At 73.5% G+C, this 18,951-nt stretch carries 15 protein-coding genes, 2 tRNA genes and 1 pseudogene; 10 read left to right on the top strand and 8 right to left on the bottom strand.

The annotated features are described in order from the left end of the window. Position 1 precedes the first annotated feature (1 nt). On the top strand, positions 2-526 hold the full coding sequence (locus CIK06_RS22350) for a hypothetical protein (protein ID WP_095566453.1): 525 nt from the start codon (positions 2-4) through the stop codon (positions 524-526). On the opposite strand, the gene CIK06_RS22345 is transcribed toward CIK06_RS22350, so the two are convergent. Beyond that, positions 469-1,257, bottom strand: coding sequence for a polysaccharide deacetylase family protein (locus CIK06_RS22345; RefSeq protein ID WP_095568046.1), 789 nt, complete (start codon positions 1,255-1,257; stop codon positions 469-471). The genes CIK06_RS22350 and CIK06_RS22345 overlap by 58 nt on opposite strands. A 217-nt stretch (positions 1,258-1,474) precedes the next feature. Next, on the bottom strand, positions 1,475-2,359 hold the full coding sequence (locus CIK06_RS22340; RefSeq protein WP_095566452.1) for a universal stress protein: 885 nt from the start codon (positions 2,357-2,359) through the stop codon (positions 1,475-1,477). 300 nt (positions 2,360-2,659) lie between these two features. Between CIK06_RS22340 and gndA the strand changes: the two genes are divergently transcribed. Further along, positions 2,660-4,126, top strand: a complete 1,467-nt coding sequence (gene gndA, locus CIK06_RS22335) for an NADP-dependent phosphogluconate dehydrogenase (protein WP_095566451.1) — start codon at positions 2,660-2,662, stop codon at positions 4,124-4,126. Positions 4,127-4,284: 158 nt separating this feature from the next. Here the strand turns inward: gndA and CIK06_RS22330 are convergent, their stop codons facing one another. Both CIK06_RS22330 and CIK06_RS22325 read right to left on the bottom strand, forming a co-directional pair. Next, a complete protein-coding gene (locus tag CIK06_RS22330) occupies positions 4,285-7,005 on the bottom strand; it encodes a hsp70 family protein (protein ID WP_095566450.1) in 2,721 nt (906 codons plus the stop codon). Between the two features lie 88 nt (positions 7,006-7,093). Further along, complete coding sequence (locus tag CIK06_RS22325; protein ID WP_232533797.1) at positions 7,094-8,614, bottom strand: cellulose binding domain-containing protein; 1,521 nt, start codon at positions 8,612-8,614, stop codon at positions 7,094-7,096. Positions 8,615-9,593: 979 nt separating this feature from the next. On the opposite strand from CIK06_RS22325, the gene CIK06_RS22320 reads away from it, so the two are divergent. Continuing rightward, positions 9,594-10,784: a D-alanyl-D-alanine carboxypeptidase family protein gene (locus CIK06_RS22320; protein WP_232533796.1), complete on the top strand. Its 1,191-nt coding sequence runs from the start codon at positions 9,594-9,596 to the stop codon at positions 10,782-10,784. Between the two features lie 18 nt (positions 10,785-10,802). On the opposite strand, the gene CIK06_RS22315 is transcribed toward CIK06_RS22320, so the two are convergent. Continuing rightward, a complete protein-coding gene (locus CIK06_RS22315; RefSeq protein ID WP_095566448.1) occupies positions 10,803-11,405 on the bottom strand; it encodes a helix-turn-helix domain-containing protein in 603 nt (200 codons plus the stop codon). 90 nt (positions 11,406-11,495) lie between these two features. On the opposite strand from CIK06_RS22315, the gene CIK06_RS22310 reads away from it, so the two are divergent. Next, positions 11,496-12,554, top strand: a complete 1,059-nt coding sequence (locus CIK06_RS22310; protein ID WP_095566447.1) for an NAD(P)/FAD-dependent oxidoreductase — start codon at positions 11,496-11,498, stop codon at positions 12,552-12,554. 119 nt (positions 12,555-12,673) lie between these two features. Next, a complete protein-coding gene (locus CIK06_RS22305; protein ID WP_095566446.1) occupies positions 12,674-13,468 on the top strand; it encodes an isocitrate lyase/phosphoenolpyruvate mutase family protein in 795 nt (264 codons plus the stop codon). Positions 13,469-13,487: 19 nt separating this feature from the next. Here the strand turns inward: CIK06_RS22305 and CIK06_RS22300 are convergent, their stop codons facing one another. Then, the gene (locus CIK06_RS22300) at positions 13,488-14,234 is read right to left on the bottom strand and encodes a DNA polymerase beta superfamily protein (RefSeq protein ID WP_095566445.1); all 747 of its coding nucleotides are present in this window, start codon (positions 14,232-14,234) and stop codon (positions 13,488-13,490) included. Next, positions 14,231-14,905, bottom strand: coding sequence for a DNA polymerase beta superfamily protein (locus tag CIK06_RS22295; RefSeq protein WP_095566444.1), 675 nt, complete (start codon positions 14,903-14,905; stop codon positions 14,231-14,233). Before CIK06_RS22295 ends, CIK06_RS22300 begins: the two co-directional genes overlap by 4 nt. Before the next feature lie 141 nt (positions 14,906-15,046). Between CIK06_RS22295 and CIK06_RS22290 the strand changes: the two genes are divergently transcribed. Next, positions 15,047-15,241, top strand: coding sequence for a hypothetical protein (locus CIK06_RS22290; RefSeq protein WP_095566443.1), 195 nt, complete (start codon positions 15,047-15,049; stop codon positions 15,239-15,241). A 43-nt stretch (positions 15,242-15,284) separates the two neighbouring features. Here the strand turns inward: CIK06_RS22290 and CIK06_RS22285 are convergent. Beyond that, positions 15,285-15,358: transfer RNA gene (locus CIK06_RS22285), tRNA-Gly, on the bottom strand. Between the two features lie 366 nt (positions 15,359-15,724). Here CIK06_RS22285 and CIK06_RS22280 point away from each other — a divergent pair. The 4 genes and pseudogenes from CIK06_RS22280 to CIK06_RS22265 all read left to right on the top strand — a co-directional run bounded on the left by CIK06_RS22280 (position 15,725) and on the right by CIK06_RS22265 (position 18,939). Further along, positions 15,725-15,798, top strand: a tRNA-Pro gene (locus CIK06_RS22280). A gap of 141 nt (positions 15,799-15,939) precedes the next feature. After that, positions 15,940-17,288: pseudogene (gene tig / locus CIK06_RS22275) on the top strand (trigger factor). 335 nt (positions 17,289-17,623) lie between these two features. Beyond that, complete coding sequence (locus tag CIK06_RS22270) at positions 17,624-18,265, top strand: ATP-dependent Clp protease proteolytic subunit (protein WP_095566442.1); 642 nt, start codon at positions 17,624-17,626, stop codon at positions 18,263-18,265. A gap of 11 nt (positions 18,266-18,276) precedes the next feature. Continuing rightward, entirely contained in the window at positions 18,277-18,939 is a 663-nt protein-coding gene (locus tag CIK06_RS22265) for an ATP-dependent Clp protease proteolytic subunit (RefSeq protein WP_095566441.1), read from the top strand. The last annotated feature ends 12 nt before the right edge of the window (positions 18,940-18,951 follow it).

Genomic DNA, 18,951 nt, shown 5'->3' with positions numbered 1-18,951 from the left:
CATGTCGGACCAGTCTCAGCCGTGGGCCGAACGGACGGTGGAACTGCCGCCCGAGCAGCAGGAGTTTCGCCGGGGAGTGGCGTCGGTCGGCCCACGAACACCGCGCACCGAGAGCTTCCCGGCGGTGTCCCAGGAACCGACCGGCACGGGCTGGCCGGGCGAGGACGAGCCGGAGGTGCGCCGCCCGCTCGGTCATCACCTGGCCCAGTTGCGCCGCGGCGGCGAGTGGAGCGTCGCGGGCGGCCTCTTCGCCTTCGTCTGCTGGGGCGTCTGGGCGATTTCCTCCCGCGGCGACCTCAGCAGCCCGGTCGCGGCGTTCGTGCTCACACTGCTGGTCGCGGTCGGCCTGTTCGCGCTGGCCCGACTGCTCGGTCGGCTGGTCTGGGAACGGCAGCTCGGCCGGCCCCGCCGCACCGCCCGGGGCTCCCACCTGATCACCGGGCTGTTCCTGGCCGGCGTGGGTATCGCCTACCTGCGCCAGACCGACTGGGTGATGTCCGCCTGGCACTGGGTCTTCGGCCCCTGACCGGTGCCGAAGTGCTCGGCCAGCGGTCCGACCCGCCAACCGCGGGCGGCGCAGCCGGCCAACAGGTCCGGCAGCGCGCCGAGGGCGGACCGCCACGCACCGGGCGCGGCCGTGCAGTCGGAGTCGTGCAGCAGCACCGTGCCGCCGCCGGCCAGCCCCGCCCGGACGGTCGCCAGCACCGATCCGGCGGTGGCGGTGGCCGTCCAGTCCCGTCCCCAGCAGGTCCACAACACCGGCCGCAGGCCCAGCCGCCGGGCCGCGGTCCAGCCGGACCCGGTCAGCACGCCGTACGGCGGCCGGTAGCGCACCGGCGGCCGCCCGCTCGCCGCGGCGATCACGTCCCGGGCACGGGCCAGATCCCGGTACGTCGTGCCGGGATCGCGCAGCAGCAGGTTGCGGTGCGACCAGCCGTGTACGGCCACCTCGTGCCCGGCGGCCACCAACTCCCCGGCCAGCGCCGGTGAGCGGGCCACCATCCGGCCGAGCAGGAAGAACGTGGCCCGGACCCGGTGCGCCGCCAGCACCTCCAGGAAGGCCGGCGTCGAGGCCGGGTCGGGGCCGTCGTCGAAGGTCAGCGCCACGTGGTCCGGCGCGCCCCGCCCGGACAGCCGCGGAAACCACCGCAGCCGGACGGTCGGCAGCACGGTGGCCGCCGGCAGCGCGTGGGCCAGGCCGCCGGCGAGCGCGAGCAGCCCGCCCGCGGCCACCGCCGTGGTGCCGCGGCGGTTCATCCGGTACGTCGCCACAGGTCCGTCATACCCGATGCGCCGGGACAACCGGCGCCACCCCTCGGTGACGTACCCGAAGGGTGGCGCGCGCCGGTCCCGTGGGCGCGGCTGATCCTCTCCCCGCGACCGCGTCCTGGGCTGGGGAAGCTGCGCGGGTCGCCGGGTTGGCCGGCGGTCGCCGGACCTCGATCGCGGGGAGAGGGGTCGGATCGGCCCGGGGTCAGGCCGGTTCGCCGGACTGCCGCTCGCGCACGACGGCGACCGGGCAGCGGCCGTGGTGCAGCAGTTGCTGGCTCACCGAGCCCAGCAGCAGGCCGGTGAAGCCGCCGTGGCCGCGCGAGCCGACCACCGCCAGCGCGGCGTCCCGGCTGGCCGCCACCAGCGCCGGGCCGGGGCTCTCGGTCAGCAGGGCCGTCTCCACCGGCACCGACGGGTACTTCTCCCGCCAACCGGCCACCAGCTCCTCCAGGGAACGCCGCTGCTCCTCGGCCACGTCGCTGAGGTCCAGCGCGGGCAACTGCCAGACCGCCACCGGCATGGCCCAGCCGCGCACCGCCCGCAGACCCAGGCCGCGGGCGGCGGCCTGCTCGAAGGCGAAGCCGAGGGCCAGCACCGAGCCGGGGGAGCCGTCGACGCCGACCAGCACGTGCCCCGGCCGGTCCGCCGCCGGCGTCCCGGGGCGGATGACCACGACCGGGCAGTGGGCGTGCGCCGAAACGGTCACCGGGGTCGAGCCGAGGAGCAACTCGGTGAAGCCGCCGGTACCGCGGTGACCCAGCACCAGGATGCCGGCCTCGCGTGAGCGTTCCCGCAGCACCTCGCCGGGCGAACCGTCGGCCACCGTCGCCCGGACGATCGCCTCCGGCCGGGTTTCGGCGACCCGGCTCACCGCCGCGGCCAGCATATTCTCGGCGGCCGGTCGGGCCGCCGGGTCGGGCCAGTACGTCGGGCGCGGCGCGATCGGCCCGGGAACGGTCGGCAGCTGCAGGGCGTAGACCAGTTCGACAGGCGCGCCGGAGCGGGTGGCCTCGTCCAGGGCCCAGTCGAGTGCGGCATCGGCGCCGGCGGATCCGTCATATCCGACCAGGATCGGCAGGGTGGTCATGGCAACCTCCTCGAATGCACCTCAAGCGTGGCCCGGCCGCGGCCGTACCGGCAGGGACTTCCGGCCCGGCCCGCGCGGCCGGTGGTCCCGGCCGGCGGCTCCGGCGACCCGGCGCCCGGTCGGGCGATCCCCGCCGGTTGGTCGGCGATCCCGGCCGTCTCCGGGGGCGATCCCGGCCGGTATCCGGGACGCCCGGCGGGGTGATCTGTCCGGTGGATCCGGTCGTACCTAGGGTGGGTGGGTGACGTTCTTCCGCCGCCCCGGCGGCGATCGACGACGAGCGACAGGCAGGCGAAACGAATGAGCGAACAGGCAACCCCCGGCCGCCCCACGGCGCAGATCGGGGTCACCGGACTGGCCGTGATGGGCCGCAACCTGGCCCGGAACCTGGCCCGGAACGGCTTCGCGGTGGCGCTGCACAACAGGTCGCCGGAGCGGACCCGCAGCCTGGTGGCCGAGCACGGCGGCGAGGGCACGTTCGTGCCGAGCGAGTCGCTGGCCGACTTCGTGGCCTCGCTCGAACGGCCCCGCGCGGTCATCGTCATGGTCAAAGCCGGCGCCCCGACCGACGCGGTGATCGACGAGCTGGTGCCGCTGCTGGAGGCCGGCGACATCGTGGTGGACTGCGGCAACGCGCACTACGCGGACACCCGGCGGCGCGAGGAGGCGCTGCGCGAGCACGGGCTGCACTTCGTCGGCTCGGGCGTCTCCGGCGGCGAGGAGGGCGCGCTGCTCGGCCCGAGCATCATGCCGGGCGGCTCGGTCGAGTCGTACCAGAAGCTCGGCCCGATCTTCGAGCGGATCGCCGCGCAGGTGGACGGCACGCCGTGCTGCGCGCACATCGGGCCGGACGGCGCCGGCCACTTCGTCAAGATGGTGCACAACGGCATCGAGTACGCCGACATGCAGCTCATCGCCGAGGCGTACGACCTGCTGCGGACCGGGCTCGGCGCCGAGCCGGCGGAGATCGCGGAGATCTTCTCCGGCTGGAACTCCGGCGACCTGGAGTCGTTCCTCATCGAGATCACCTCGGCCGTGCTGGCGCACACCGACGGCGCCACGGGACGGCCGTTCGTGGACATCGTGCTGGACCAGGCCGAGCAGAAGGGCACCGGCCGCTGGACGGTGCAGAGCGCACTGGACCTCGGCATCCCGATCACCGGAATCGCCGAGGCCACCTTCGCCCGCTCGCTGTCCGGGCACGCCGACCAGCGCTCCGCGGCCGGGCGCGCCTTCGCCGACCTGGAGTCCACGCCCGCGCCGTGGGCGACGGGCGACCGGGAGACCTTCATCGAGGACGTCCGGCGCGCGCTGTACGCCTCGAAGATCGTCGCGTACGCGCAGGGCTTCGACCACATCCAGGCCGGCAGCGACGAGTACGGCTGGAACGTGGACCGGGGCCGGCTGGCGACCATCTGGCGGGGCGGCTGCATCATCCGGGCCCGGTTCCTGGACCGCATCCGGGAGGCGTACGACGAGCAGCCCGACCTGCCGAGCCTGATGGTGGCGCCGTACTTCGCCAAGGGCATCGCGGACGGGGTGCCCAGCTGGCGGCGGGTGGTCGCCGACGCCGCCCGGTACGGCGTGCCGGCGCCGGCCTTCGGCTCGTCGCTGGCGTACTTCGACGGGCTGCGCCGGGACCGGCTGCCGGCCGCGCTCATCCAGGGACTGCGCGACAACTTCGGCGCGCACACCTACCGCCGGGTGGACCGGGACGGGTCGTTCCACACCCAGTGGGCCGCGGACCTGACCGAGTCGCCCGCCTGAGAGGGCCCGGCGCAGGAGGGCATGGTCTCGTCAAACGCCCTCTGCGTCGGGCGGGACGCTGTCGGGCCCGGTCAGTGGCCCGGCGGCGTCCCACCGGCGCGGAATCGCGTCTGCCGCCTGAGGTCCGTCGCCTGAGGTCCGTCGCCTTGACGTCCGCGTCAGTCGTCGGTGAGGCGGTAGAGCGTGAACGTCTTCTCGCCGCCGCAGACGATCAGGGCCGAATTCCACGAGCAGCTCTCGCCGCGTACGTCCGGAAGCAGTCCCAGCTCGGTCACCTTGCCCGACCGGGACCAGACGCCGGCCACGCTCAGGTCGACGGTCGACGAGTTCGGCTGGTCGGAGAAGAACAGCAGGTTGCCCTCGTCGAGCCGGACGCCCACGCCGCGCCGGTCGCGCAGCAGCGGCTTGCCGTCGGCGTCGAACAGCGTGCCGGACACCTCGGACGAGGTCCCCTGGACCAGCAGGCGGTCGCCCGCCGGCACCAGCGTGTCGGCGTCGGGTGCCGCCCAGCGGCGGGCGGTCGTTCCCTCGGCCGCGACCACCACCTCGGCGGTGGCCGCGTCGTAGCCGGCCACCTCCAGCAGGCAGGCCCGGGCCTTCCCGCACGGCACCAGCGCCTTCGGGCGGTGGTCGTCGTCCGGCGCGGTGTACAGCACCCGCGGCTCGGCCAGCGTGTTCAGGTCGTAGGCCAGCAGCCGGTACCCGCCGTCGTCGTCGGCCACGAACAGCCGGTCCTCGTGCACCGCCATCAGGTCGTCGTACCGGGCGACGTTCCTGCGCTGCCGGACCACCGTGCCGCTGTCCACGTCGACCAACCGGACCGAGCGGTCGGCGCCCACCTGGACGAGCTGGCCGGCGTCGCCCAGCCAGGGGTAGCGGGGTCCGCCGGTCAACCCGGACGGTCCGGCGACGGCCGCGTCCCGGGTGACCGGATACACGGAGGTACGCGTGGACCCGCTGCTGTCCTGCGGGCTGTCCAACGTCCACCGCTGGTCGCCGGTGCGCAGGTCCAGCCCGACCAGCCGGCCGGCGTTCCGGTCCACCAGGACGAGGGTCCGCGCGCCGTACAGCACGCCGTCGTCGCCCCGGATCGGCCGCCGCCAGCGTTCGGCGCCGGTCCCGGCGTCCAGCATGATCAGGTCGCGCGGCGTGTCGTCGCTGTACACGTCGGCGAGCACCGCCACCGCCCCGGGCAGGGCGACCACCCCGGCCCAGCGGTCGGCACCGGTCGAGATCGTCCGGTGCCGCCACTTCTCCTGCCCGGTCCCGGCGTCGGCGGCGATCACCTCGATCCGGGTCCGGTCCACCGGGTAGGCCAGGTATGCCCGATCCTCCAGCAGCGCGGTGAACATGTCCGTGGGCCGGTCCTCGCCCGCGAGGATCGGGCGCAGCGGCGAGATCGGCCGGAAGTCCAGGTCCGGATAGCGTTCCCGGGTCAGGTAGAGCACGCCGGCCAGGACCACCCCGGCCAGCGCGACCACCGCCGCCGCCGCGATCCACCAGGCCCGGCGCGCCGCCGGTCGTGCGGCGGCGCCGGCCGGCGTCCCGGAAGCCGCCGGACCGTTCGGGGTGTACCCGTTCGGGACCGGCGGCACGGCCCCCGCCCCCGCCCCCGGTGCGTGCACGGCCCCCGGCACCTGTGCGTGCACGGCCCCCGGCACCTGTGCGTGCACGGCCGCCGGCACCGGCGCCGGCACCTGTACCTGCACGGCCTCCGGCACCGGTGCCCGCACCTGTGCCAGCGCCGGCGTCGGCAGGTCGGTGAGCGCGCCCTCGGCGACCGGCAGTTCCGGCTGGTCCAGCACGGTCGGCGCGACACCCAACTCGGTGTGCAGCAGCCGGGCGGCCAGCGGCATCCGGGAGGATCCACCGACCAGGAACAGCCCGGTGAGGTCCGCGGGCGCCAGCCCGGCCGCGGCGATCACCTTGCGGGTCTCGGCCACCGCCCGGGACAACAGCGGGGCGGTCACCCGTTCCAGCTCGTCCCGGGTCAGCTCGAACGGTTCGTCCAGGCCGGGCACGACGACCGGCGCGGTGCCCGTCCGGGACAGCATCTCCTTGGCGCCCCGGACGTTCTCCCAGAACCGGTGCCGGTCGCGCCACGCGACCGCGCTGGCCGGCGTGGCGATCCGGGACCACTCGGCCGGATGCGCCGCGGCGATCTCCGCGCCCAGCCGCTGCGCCAGCGCGGCGTCCAGGTGCACCCCGCCGAGTTCGGTACCTCCGACGGACAGCACGGTGAAGCCGGAGTCGCCCCACGGGTCGGCGCCCTCGTTGCGCAGCACGGCGACATCCAGCGTCCCGCCACCGAAGTCGAAGACCGCGATGGCGCCGCCCACCGGCACCGGGCGGCGCAGCAACTGCACGTAGTACCGGGCCGCGGCCACCGGCTCGCGCAGCAGCCGGGTACCCCGGGGCACCGGGCCGGAGATGGTGTGTTCGGCGGCCGGCGGCCAGCCCGCCCGCACCAGGGCGTCGCCCAGCACGTGCCGCTGGCCGGCCTCCCAGGTGGCCGGGCAGGTGACGATGGCCGGGGGCAGGAAGCCTATGGCGGCCACCGCGGTTTCGGCCACCGTCCGCAGGATCGCGGCCAGCAGCTCGGCCGGCGGGTGGTCGGTGTCGCCGAGCCGGATGGCCGGCTCGCTGATCCGGCTCTTCGGGTACGGCTCGAACCGGGTCGGGTCGGCCGAGGCCAACCGCTGCGCGTCGGCGCCGGCGTGCAACCGGCCCGCGGCGTCGACGTACACACCGGACGGCAGGATCGGCCGCCCGTCGAACAGCAGCGGGCGGGTACGCCCGTCCGGGCGGCGCAACACCGCCACCGTGTTGGAGGTGCCGAGGTCGACGGCCAGGGCGAAACCGTCGTGCTGGTCGGCCATCCGCCGGTACCTCCACCGCAACGCAGGTGATCTCGGCCCCGCATCGTACGCGGCGCCCGCACCGCGGCGCGTCGGCCGTACCGGCCGCTCAGTCAGTGACGGTGATGTTGGTGAGTCCGCTCACCGCGCCGGTGACGGTGTTCGATGCGTACACCACGTTGGGGTTGTCCGCGCAGCGGGAGACCGAGGACACCCGGATCGCGTACCCGCCGACTCCGCCGAGGTCCGACCGGTTGTCCCGCCAGATGTTGCCGCAGCCGTACCCGTCCAGCAGGTTGTGCGTCTCGTAGCCGTTGGCGAAGGTGCCGGGGGCGGTGAAGGTGCCTACGTTGCCCTCCAGCAGGTAGCCGTTGCCCTTGACGTCGACCCACGAGTCGCCGGAGTTCTGGCCGCTGATCCCCTGCCCGTCGAAGACGTTGCCGCGCAGCACCCCGCCGGTGGTGCCCTCCTTGATGTCGACGTGCTCGGCCCGGACATCCGGCCCGATCCGGTTGTTCAGCACCTGCACCCGATCCGAACGGTCGGTGCCGGTCGAGTCCGCGTAGCAGGTGAAGTTCGACTGGGCCGAGCCGAGGTAGATGCCCTCGCCGTAGCCGGGCTGGACCAGCCCGGTGTCGGTGACCGTCGAGTTGCGGATCACGCCGTCCGCCGACGAGCTGCGGAAGTGCACGCCCTCCTCGTCGATGTGCCGGACCGTCACCCCGTCGATGGTCACGTGCGGGGACCGGTCCAGCACGATGCCCTTCTTCGAGTCGGCGACGGCGAAGCCGGTCAGGTTCCAGTACGGCGCCGCGTACAGCCACAGGCCGTAACCGGAATCCCACCCGTCCACCGGCGCCGGGCAGCTCGGCCCGCTGCCCGAGGGCCCGTCGTTGACCAGGACCGCGTCCTGCGGCCCGACCAGCGTGATCGGCGCCGCGGCGGTGCCGGGCCGCTGGCTGCGGAACACCCCGTGGTACGTGCCCGCGGCCAGCCGGATGGTCTGCCCCGGCAGCGCGGCGGCGAGCGCGGCGGACAGTTCCGCCGCGGTGGAGACCGGGACGACGGAGCCGGTCGGCACCGGCGTGGGGCTGCCGGTGGGACTGGCCGTGGGACTGCCGGTGGGGCTTGTCGTGGGGCTGCCGGTGGGGCTGGCCGTGGGGGTCGGCGTCGGGCTGGCGGAGACCGGCGGCGTGCTCGGGGTCGACCCGCCGGCGCACGGGGCGCCGTTGACGGTGCAGTTGACCGGCGTGCCCAGCCCGGCGACATTGAAGCCGAAGCCCTGCGTGCCCCCGGGCGCCAGGGTGCCGTTCCAGGACGCGTTGTCGAAGCGGTAGTGCTGGCCGTCCCGGGTGCGTACCGAGTTCCACGAGTTGCTGACCGTCGACCCGGCCGGCAGGTCGAACTCGACCACCCACGAGGTCACCGTGGCGCTGCTCTGGTTGCGCAGGGCGTAGTCCGCGCCGTACCCGGTGCCCCAGACCGACGACTGGCTGAAGGTCGCGGTCAGCTCGCCGGCGGCCACGGCCGGCGCCGGCGCGACCGCCACCACCAGCGCCGGTACGGACAGGGCGGCGAGGGCGACCGCGGCGGGCAGGGCGGTCCGGCGGCGGGCGGTCGTTCTCGGCACGGGGGCACCTCCGGCGGCGGGGCGAGCCGGATCGAAGCTCGGCTCGACGTTCGTCGATATTATGGCTTCGCTACCGTAGCTCATCGGGTGAACGTCCTGACGTCGTCCCGACCGAGTGACGCGGGGTGACACCTTCGGTTGCTACCTTCTGTCGTTGCGTACTGCCTGTCGTTGGGTACTGCCAAGCGAGGAAGGTGGCCGGGGACGTGCCGCACACGGGGGAGCCAGGAAGCACCGCGCCGGACGGTTCGTCGTCCGGCGGCCGCGCGGGGCCGGAGCCGCCCCCGCGCCGCTCCGGCGGCACCGTGTACGGCGGTGGCGGCGGTCAACCCGCGCCCGAGCGGCCCCGCCCGCCGGAGTACCGACCCGACCAACCGACCTCGCCGGCCGGATCCGAGCGTCCGAGCCCGCCGGCCGGCCCGGGACGGCCCGGCTCGGGCGCCGGCCGGGCGGTCGTTCCGCCGGCAGCCGGTGGCCGTGCGGCCGTACCCGGAACCGGCGGCGGCCGGCCCGCGCCCCCCGCGAACGGTGGCGCTCGACCCACACCCGCCGAGAACGGTGGCGCCCGGCCCGCGCCCCCCGGGGCCGGTGGCGCTCGACCCACACCCGCCGAGAACGGTGGCGCCCGGCCCGCGCCCCCGGGGCCGGTGGCGCCCGGCCCGCGCCGCCCGCGAACGGCGGCGGCCGTGGCGCGCCGCCTGCCACCGGCAGCGGCCGGGTCGCCGTACCCGGGGCCGCTGGACGGGCCGGCGCGCCCGTGCCGCCCGTGCCGCCCGGCGGTCGGCCCGCCGGGCCCGGCAACGCCGGCGGCTGGGCCGCACCCCCCGGAAACCCGCCGGCCACCCCCGGACACCCGGGGAACCGGCCCGGGGACCAGCCGTTCGGCCAGGTTGCCGGCCCGGCGCGGGACGACCGCACCACCGCGCCCGGCCCCGGGTCGGGCGGCACCGCGACCGGTACGCCCCGCAGGCGCCGGCGGGTGCTTCCGCTGGTGCTCACGCTGGTGCTCGTCGCGCTGCTCGGGTCCGGCGTCGCGGTGCAGCTCACCCGGGACCTGCCGAGCGCGAGCATCACCACCTCGATCCCGGCCAGCATGCGGATCCCGGGCGAGGCGCCGTCGCTGCCCTGGCCCGGCACGGGCTCCGCGGAACTGATGATCGAGGGCCTCGGCCGGGTCGGCGGCTCCGGCGGCGGCCCCGCCGAGCCCATCGGAAGCGTGGCCAAGGTGATGACGGCGTACGTCATCCTCAAGGAACACCCGCTGGACGGCTCGGAACAGGGTCCCACGCTGACCGTGACGGACGCCGACGTGGCGGACTACAACGCGCGCATCCCGAGCGGGCAGTCCCTGGTGCGGGTGGTCGCCGGGGAGAAGATCACCGAGCGGCAGGCGCTGGAGGCGCTCATGCTGCCCTCGGCGAACAACATCGCACACCAGCTCGCGGTCTGGGACGCCGGCAGCGAATCGGCCTTCGTCGACAAGATGAACGCCGCGGCGGAGGACCTGGGGCTCACCGACACCCACTACACCGACCCGAGCGGCTTCCTCCCGAGCACCGTCAGCACGGCGGCCGACCAGGTCACGCTCGCCCGGGCGGCGCTGAAGATGCCGGTCTTCGCCACCATCGTGGCGCTGCCCGAGGCCACCATTCCGGTGGTCGGGCGGATCAGGAACTACAACGACCTGCTCGGCGTCGACGGCGTCTTCGGCATCAAGACCGGCTCGACCGACGAGGCGGGCGGCAACCTCGTCTTCGCCTCCCGGCTCAAGGTCGGCGAGCGGACCCTGACCGTGGTCGGGGCGGTGTTCAACCAGCCGGGGGCGCACACCCCGGAACAGCTCGCCGCCGTGAACAAGGTGGTCCGCCTGCTGCTGGCCGCGTTGCGCGAGACGGTTCAGGAGTTCACGTTGCTCACCGCGGAACCGGCCGGCCGGATCCGGACGGCCTGGGACGCCACGTCCGACGTGGTCCCGGCGGCCCCGTTGAAGGTGGTCGGCTGGCCCGGCCTGACGGTTCCGGTCCAGGCGGTGACCGCCGTTCCCGGCCCGCTGGTCGGCGCCGGTGAGGTGGTCGGCTCGGTGGAGGCCGCCGGCAGTCGGGTCGAGTTGCGGGCCGTCGAGGCCATCGCCGACCCGCCCCTGTGGTGGCGGCTGATCCGCCGCTCCTGACCGGCCGCCGCGTGGCGCTCAGCGCGGGGGAGCGTCCTCGGGGCGGTAGCGCGCCTTGACGTGCATGCGTTCACCCTGCGGGCCGAGGATGCTGAGAAACTCGACGGACCGGTCGTCGGCGTTGCCGAACCAGTGCGGCAGGTGTGTGTCGAACTCGGCGACCTCGCCCTCGCTGAGGACGAAGTCGTTCTCGCCGAGGACGATCCGCATGTGCCCCCTGAGGACGTACAGCCAGTGGTAGCCCTCGTGCGAGCGGAGGTCCGGCTCGCGGCCGTCGGTGAGGCCGGCCGGCAGGATGTGCTTGAACGCCTGGAGGCCGCCGGGTTTGCGGGTCAGCGGGATGACGGTCCTGCCGTGCCGGGTCAGCGGCTGCGAGTGCACCCGCGGGTCGAGCCCGGACGGGGATCCGATCAGCTCGTCGATCGGCATCTGGTACGCCCGGGCCAGCGGCAGCAGCAGTTCCAACCCCGGTTTGCGCTGGCCGGACTCCAGCCGGGACAGGGTGCTGAGGGGAATCCCGGTGGTCTCGGACAGCGCGGTCAGCGTGATGTTGCGGCGGCGGCGCAGCTCCCGCAGCCGGGGGCCGACCGCGGCCAGCACCGTGTCGAGGTCGTCGGTCATGGGCCCACTGTGCTGCATTCTTGCGTTTTCCGCAAACAAACTTGTCAAACTGGCGGGAAGGCGGAACCTTGGGGCCGGAGGTGATGGGCGATGGCCCAGGACAAGCGGTACGACAGCGGGGACGCGTACGACGTGGTGGTGATCGGCGGCGGCCCGGCCGGGCTGAGCGCGGCCCTGATGCTGGGTCGCGCCCGCCGGTCGGTACTGGTGATCGACGCCGGCCACCCCCGCAACGCCCCGGCGGCGCACCTGCACGGCTTTCTCTCCCGCGACGGCGTGCCACCGGGTGAGCTGCTGGCCGCCGGCCGCGCGCAGGCGACCGGCTACGGCGTCGTCGTCGTAACCGGCCAGGCGTCCAGCGCGGCGCGCGACGGTGCCGGGTTCGCGGTCGGCCTCGACGGCGGCCGGACGGTACGGGCGCGCCGGCTGCTCGTCGCGGCCGGCGTCACCGACGAACTGCCCGATGTCCCCGGCCTGGCGGCCCGCTGGGGACGAGACGTGGTGCACTGCCCCTACTGCCACGGCTGGGAGATCCGCGACCAGCCGATCGGTGTGCTGGCCACCGGCCCGTTCGGGGTGCATCAGGCGCTGCTGTTCCGGCAGTGGACCGCATCGGTGACCCTGTTCCTGCACACCGCGCCCGAGCCGACCCCGGAACAGGCCGAGCAGTTGGCCGCCCGGGGGATCGCGGTGGTCCGCGGCAAGGTGGCGGGGCTGGACGTCACCGGGGACCGGCTGACCGGGGTACGCCTGAGCGGCGGCGGCGTGCTGGCGGTCCGGGCGCTCGCGGTGGCGCCCGATCCGGCGCCGCGGTCGGACATCCTCACCGCGCTCGGCGTCACGCCCACCGCCCACGCCAGCGGGATCGGCGCGTACATCGCCGCCGACCCGACCGGTCAGACGCCGGCGGCCGGCGTGTGGGTGGCCGGCAACGTCGCCGACCCGCACGCCAACGTACTGGCCTGCGCCAACTCGGGATCGCTCGTCGCGGCCGCGATCAACGCCGACCTGATCGCCGAGGACACCCGGCAGGCCGTACGGGCGTACAACGCGCCGTTCTCGGCCGGCGCGCAGGCGCGGAACTGTGAGCAGGTCATGGGCGACCGGCGGCACGGCCTGGCGGGCGTCGTCCACCCCGACGACAGCTGAGCGGCACCGGCCGCGCAGCGGCCCGCGGCCTGGCGGTTCTGGCGGCCTGTCTGGCGGCTTGGCGGTCGGGCGGGCGGCCTGGACCAGCCGTGCCGGTGGCCCCGGTAGCATCGTGCGGCGTGATCGAGGACCTTCGCGCCGCCTTCCGCCTGCTGCACTCGGCCGGCACCTTCGTGTTACCGAACCCGTGGGACGTGCCCTCGGCGCGGCTGCTGGAGCACCTCGGCTTTCCGGCCCTGGCCACGACGAGTTCCGGATTCGCCGCCTCGCTGGGCCGCGCCGACCAGCACGTGACCCGCGACGAACTGGTCGCACACGTCGGCGCCCTCACCGCGGCCGTACGGGTGCCGGTGTCCGTCGACGCCGAACGCGGGTACGCCGAGGATCCCGCGGGCGTCGCCGAGACCGTACAACTGCTCGCCGACGCCGGTGCCAGCGGCGTGTCGATCGAGGACTACGACCCCGGCACCGGCCGCATCACGCCCTTCGAGGCCGCCGTCGAACGCGTCGCCGCCGCCGCGAGCGTGTGCAACCGCTACGGCATGGTCCTCACCGGCCGGGCGGAGAACCACCTCTACGGCATCAACGACCTGTCCGACACGATCGCCCGGTTGACCGCGTACCGGGACGCCGGCGCGACCTGCGTGTACGCCCCCGGGCTGGCTGACCACGCCGACATCGCCCGGGTGGTCGACGAGGTCGGCGTCGCGGTCAACGTCCTGGCGCTGCGCGACGGCCCCACCGTGCCGCAGCTCGCGGACCTCGGCGTGCGCCGGGTGTCCACCGGGGGCAGCCTGGCATGGGCGGCGTACGGGGCACTCGTGCACGCCGCCACGGAACTGCGCGACGGCGGGACCAGCAGCTACCTCGACCGGGCGCTGTCCCGCCCGCTGCGCGACGCGGCCTTCGACTGAGGTTGCTCGGGCGGCCACCTCATCCCAGGCGGGTGCGCACCACGAGATCGTGCAGCGCATCCACGGCTGCCGGTGGCGGCTGGTCGGGCAGCGCGGAGGCGTCTCGGGAGGCCTCCAGTTCGGCACGGAGCACCGGGATGTCGACAGCCAGTCGCTTCTCGGCACCCCGGGGGAGCGGTCCGTGCTCGGCCTCCCGCTTGGCGGCGATGAGATCCGGCACGTACGCCAGTCCCGTCCCGAGCACGCCGAGATCCGTCTCCAGCCGGCCGGTCCGCATGAGATGGATCCCGGTGAGCAGGACCCGCAGCGTGTACAGGGCGGGCTTGAGCGCTCCGGTGCTGGCGTACAGCCGCTGCTGGGTGGCGGCGAACCCGAGGTAGTGGTGCGCGTGGTGGCGGGTGACCAGCCGCGGAGCCAGCGCCGTCAGCTCGGCGTGTACCGGGGTGGTCACGACGACCAGCGGTGACAGCACCTGCTCCAGGACGTACCCGTTGCGGCTGTTCAACAGCTTGGCAAACTTGAGCAGGTCGTGACTGACCACGTCCAACTCGACACCATCGCGTAAGCCGCCCTGCTGCAACGTCTGCGGTCCGGTGCGCAACCCGAGCACCTCGGCAGGTGGCAGCAGGTGCGCGGCCCGCAGATCCAGGTCGGAGTCGACGGACGCGAACCCGTACAGGTGGGCGCCGCTGACGGTGGCGAACAGCAGCGGCCGGGGTAGCGAGAGGGCGACCTGCGCCGCCCACGAGGGCACCTCGATGCTCACGCCAGGTTCCTCTCCCGGACGGTGGTCAGCAGCACGTCCACGGCCTCCCGGTCGGGCTGCTCCGGCAGCGCGCTGGTGGCCGCCGCGTCGGCGAGTTCGGCCAGCAGGTCGGCCGCCCAGGCGGTGACCGACTCCCAGGACAGTTCGCCGCGCCGCACCGCGAGCAGCCGTTCGCGCAGGTGCCGCACGTCGACCAGGACCTCCCCGGTACGCAGTACGTGCGCCCCCGCGACCAACAGGCGGATCATGTGCATGGCCTGCTTGTGATTGGTCTCGCCGGTGCGTTCCCGGCGGGCCGCCACCCGGTCGAGCTGGTCCCGGGCATAGCCGCCGTACGTCTGGGCCACCTGGCGGGACAGGAACGCCCCACGCGTCGCCAGCAACTGTTGTCCGTCCGCGCTGGCCTTCTCGACCAGCGGAGACCAGAGCACCTCCAGAACCGTCGGGTTGCCCTGCAGGGCGAGCACGCAGAAGCGCTCGAATTCCCAGGAGAACTGCTCCGCCGCCGGTCCGTCCAGGTGCGTCGGGGGCTTGTCCAGGTGCCAGAAGGCGCGGGTCGGCGCCACGAACACCCCACGCCGGTCGTGGTCGGACCCCGGGCCGTGCAGCCCGTACGCCCGCGACCCGACCACCACGGCGAGCGCGGTGTGCCGTTCGACAAGATCGATCACGCCCGGTGACGCTACCCAACCGTCGCCCGGCACGCGTGCCCCATTTCCACCAGACCCGCCGAGCCTCGCTGGCCGGACCAGCGCTGAGGTCTGGCCGGAGCTGAGGTCTGGCCGGAAGAGCGTCTGAGGTACGGTCCGCCGATGAGCCCCGATTCGAGGCGCGTCGCCGCCGTCCGCATCATCGGCAACGTCGCCCTGGCCGCCGGACTGCTGGTCTCGGTCATCACGCTGTCGAGTGACAGCGGGACGGCCGAGCCACACATCCTGGCGGGCCTTCTCGTCGCCACCGGGATCGGGCTGCGCATCGAAGCCGCAATCAGCTCACCCCGGGCGTGAACACTGGGATCCCGATCATGCCGCTGGCCTGGGCCGGAGGGTGTGGAGCGGGCGACGGGAATCGAACCCGCACCGTCAGTTTGGAAGACTGAAGCTCTGCCATTGAGCTACGCCCGCGTACGCCCCGGGGACCGGGGCGCGCTGATCAGCGTACCGGGTCGATGCTTGGCGACCCAACCGGCCCGCCGGTCGCTGACGGCACCCGCCCGCTAGATCAACACAACTTCGGCGATCCAGGGGCATCCAGGCCGCGGGACACCCCTGGACCGCCGAAGTCGGGCGAGACGGGGTGCGGGCGAGACCGGGTGCGGGCGAGACGGGCAGGCGGGCGAAACCGGCTGGCGGGCGAAACCGGCTGGCGGGCCGACGGGGTGGGGAGCGACCAGGGTGACCGGGCGCGGGACGTGAGTCGGGTCGCAATCCCGGCGCACCGGGAGCCGGGACGGACCGGCGGGGCGCTCAGCGCTTACACTCTGAACGCCACGGGGTGTGGCGCAGCTTGGTAGCGCACTCGCTTTGGGAGCGAGGGGCCGTGGGTTCAAATCCCGCCACCCCGACTGTCCTCCGTCCCCGGCCCTGGATTCTGACCCGCGGCCGGGGTGGCGGTCGTCGGCGGGCCGAATCCGGGTCCGACTACACTCGATGGGCTGAATAGCGCCCTAGTCAAGATTTTCAGATCCGTTTCAAGGAGTACGCCTGTGAAGAGCACCGTCGAGACTCTGAGCCCGACCCGCGTGCGGCTCGCCATCGAGGTGCCGTTCGCCGAGCTCGAGCCGAGCCTGAAGAAGGCGTACCGGGAGATCAGCCAGCAGGTCACGGTCCCCGGCTTCCGGCGCGGCAAGATCCCGACCGCGGTGATCGACCAGCGGGTCGGCCGGGGCGCCGTGCTCAACGAGGCGGTCCAGGACGCGATCCCGGAGAACATCCTGGCCGCGGTCCGGGAACACGATCTGAAGACGCTCGGCCGGCCGGAGGTGGAGATCACCGACTTCGCCGACCGGGAGTCGTTGAAGTTCACCGCCGAGATGGACGTGCGGCCGGAGATCACGCTGCCGGACCTGTCCAGCGTCGAGGTGACCGTCGATGAACTGCAGATCGACGACAGCGAGGTCGACGAGCAGGTGAACGGGCTGCGCGAGCGGTTCGCCACGCTGAAGACCGTCGAGCGTCCGGCGGCCGAGGGTGACTACACCCAGATCGACCTGGCGGCCACGGTCGACGGCGAGGAGGTCCCGGGCGGTTCGGCCAGCAACATCTCGCACGAGGTGGGCAGCAAGCAGCTGCTGCCGGGGCTGGACGAGGTGCTGGTGGGCATGTCGGCCGGCGAGACTAGGACCTTCACCACCGAGCTTGTCGGGGGTGACTTCGCCGGCCGGGAGGCCGACGTCGAGGTGACCGTGCGCACGGTCAAGGAGAAGGAGCTGCCCGAGCTGGACGACGAGTTCGCCGGCATGGCCAGTGAGTTCGACACCCTTGAGGAGCTGCGGAACGACCTGCGGGAGCGGGTCGCCCGGGGCAAGCGGGTGGAGCAGATCTACGCGGCCCGGGACAAGGCGCTGGAGCAGTTGGTGGCGCTGGCCGAGGTGCCGGCTCCGGAGGGCGTGGTCAAGGAGGAGGTCGAGCACCGCAAGCAGGCGATGGTCGACCAGTTGGAGCGGATCGGCGCCTCGATGTCGGAGTACCTCGCCGCCGAGGAGAAGACCGAGGAGCAGATCGACACCGAGCTGGCCGAGGCGGCCACCGAGGGTGTCAAGATCCAGCTCCTGCTGGACACCCTGGCCGACGCCGAGGACGTCCAGGTCTCCGACGACGAGTTCGGGCACGAGATCGTGCACCGGGCGCAGCGCGCCGGCATGGCCCCCAGCAGTACTACGACCAGCTCGTCCGCTCGGGCGCCGCCGCCGCGGTCTTCGGCGACGTCCGCCGGGGCAAGGCGCTGGCCGCCGTACTGGAAAAGGTCAAGATCACCGACAGCGCCGGCAACCCGGTGAGCCTGGAGGCGCTGCGGGCCGAGGACGGGGACGCCGAGCACGCGCACGAGCACTGAGCGCCGCGGCGGTCGGCCGCCGCGCGCCACTGCCGGCGCCGTGGTGGCCGGGGCCGCCTCTCCGGTACGCCCGCGCGAGCGCCGCGCCGTGGCAGGCCCTCGGTCGCGTCGCATGCAGGGCCTCGGCGCTCCGGAGCCCCGCGGATGGCTCGCGGGGCTCCGGATGCCACCCGGTGTTCGGCCCCGCACGTTCCGGCTCCGGCCGCGCCCGGTGGGGACGGAGCCGGGACGGAAGTGGGTGCGCTGATAGCGAACAGGTGCCCTACCGGGGCGCTACGGGGCCACCGAACGGATAGTGTCGGTTCTTGAGACGGTACGGAGAGCGAAGGGCTGCCATGACCGAAATGCACGTCCCAGCGATGCCCCTCCGGGCGGCCGACGCCCGTGGTGGGGAAGCCATTGGCAACCTCGACGACTCGGTCTACAACCGGCTGCTGAAGGAACGGATCATCTTCCTGGGCAGCGAGGTGACCGATCAGGTCGCCAACCGCATCTGCGCGCAGCTGCTGCTGCTCGCCGCGGAGGATCCCGACCGCGACATCAACCTCTGGATCAACTCGCCGGGTGGCTCGGTCTACTCCGGCATGGCCATCTACGACACGATGCAGTTCATCGACAACGATGTGATGACCGTGGCGATGGGCATGGCGGCCTCGATGGGCCAGTTGCTGCTCTGCGCCGGCACCCGGGGCAAGCGCTACGCGCTGCCGCACGCGCGGATCATGATGCACCAGCCGTCCGGCGGCGTCGGCGGCACGGCGGCGGACATCGCCATCCAGGCCGAGCAGATGCTGTACACCAAGCGGATGTTCCAGGAGCGGGTGGCGCACCACACCGGCCAGACCCAGGAGCAGATCGAGGCCGACTCCGACCGGGACCGGTGGTTCACCGCGCAGGAGTCCCTCGACTACGGCTTCATCGACAAGGTGATCACCGGGGCCGCCCAGGTTCCGGACGGTGCCGGGACCCTGAGCTGAGGAGCTTGACGATGAGTGACCTGACGCAGCCGCCGCGCTTCTCGCCGGTGCAGAACCGCTACATCCTGCCGTCGTTCGTCGAGCGCACGTCGTACGGGGTCAAGGAGTCCAACCCGTACAACAAGATGTTCGAGGACCGGATCATCTTCCTCGGCGTCCAGGTGGACGACGCGTCGGCCAACGACATCATGGCCCAGTTGCTGACGCTGGAGAGCACCGATCCGGACCGCGACATCACGATGTACATCAACTCCCCGGGTGGCTCGTTCACCGCGATGACGGCGATCTACGACACCATGCAGTACGTCCGGCCGGACATCGTCACGGTCTGCCTGGGCCAGGCGGCGAGCGCCGCCGCGGTGCTGCTCGGGGCCGGTACGCCGGGCAAGCGGATGGCCCTGCCGAACTCGCGGATCATCATTCACCAGCCGGCCACCGAGGGCGGCTACGGGCAGGGGTCGGACATCGAGATCCAGGCCCGGGAGATCCTCCGGATGCGTACCCAGCTGGAGGAGATGATCGCCCGGCACTCCGGCCAGGCGGTCGAGAAGGTCCGCAAGGACATCGACCGGGACAAGATCATGACGGCCGAGGAGGCCCGCGAGTACGGGGTCATCGACACCGTCCTGTCCACCCGCAAGAAGGGGCTGCTCGCGGCGAACGCGAACAGCTGACGCGCGGTCCGG

Origin of the sequence: Plantactinospora sp. KBS50 (assembly GCF_002285795.1) — a bacterium.
GTDB lineage: Bacteria > Actinomycetota > Actinomycetes > Mycobacteriales > Micromonosporaceae > KBS50.
The sequence above is the reverse complement of the archived record's forward strand: the minus strand, read 5'-3'. Positions and strand labels throughout refer to the sequence as shown.

What these genes read in the sequence shown, in the direction of transcription:
- CIK06_RS22330 (WP_095566450.1), bottom strand. Translation starts at nt 7,005, where the DNA reads ATGGCCGACCAGCACGACGGTTTCGCCCTGGCCGTCGACCTCGGCACC.
- CIK06_RS22345 (WP_095568046.1), bottom strand. Translation starts at nt 1,257, where the DNA reads ATGAACCGCCGCGGCACCACGGCGGTGGCCGCGGGCGGGCTGCTCGCG.
- CIK06_RS22350 (WP_095566453.1), top strand. Translation starts at nt 2, where the DNA reads ATGTCGGACCAGTCTCAGCCGTGGGCCGAACGGACGGTGGAACTGCCG.
- CIK06_RS22265 (WP_095566441.1), top strand. Translation starts at nt 18,277, where the DNA reads ATGAGTGACCTGACGCAGCCGCCGCGCTTCTCGCCGGTGCAGAACCGC.
- CIK06_RS22290 (WP_095566443.1), top strand. Translation starts at nt 15,047, where the DNA reads ATGAGCCCCGATTCGAGGCGCGTCGCCGCCGTCCGCATCATCGGCAAC.
- CIK06_RS22315 (WP_095566448.1), bottom strand. Translation starts at nt 11,405, where the DNA reads ATGACCGACGACCTCGACACGGTGCTGGCCGCGGTCGGCCCCCGGCTG.
- CIK06_RS22340 (WP_095566452.1), bottom strand. Translation starts at nt 2,359, where the DNA reads ATGACCACCCTGCCGATCCTGGTCGGATATGACGGATCCGCCGGCGCC.
- gndA (WP_095566451.1), top strand. Translation starts at nt 2,660, where the DNA reads ATGAGCGAACAGGCAACCCCCGGCCGCCCCACGGCGCAGATCGGGGTC.
- CIK06_RS22310 (WP_095566447.1), top strand. Translation starts at nt 11,496, where the DNA reads ATGGCCCAGGACAAGCGGTACGACAGCGGGGACGCGTACGACGTGGTG.
- CIK06_RS22270 (WP_095566442.1), top strand. Translation starts at nt 17,624, where the DNA reads ATGACCGAAATGCACGTCCCAGCGATGCCCCTCCGGGCGGCCGACGCC.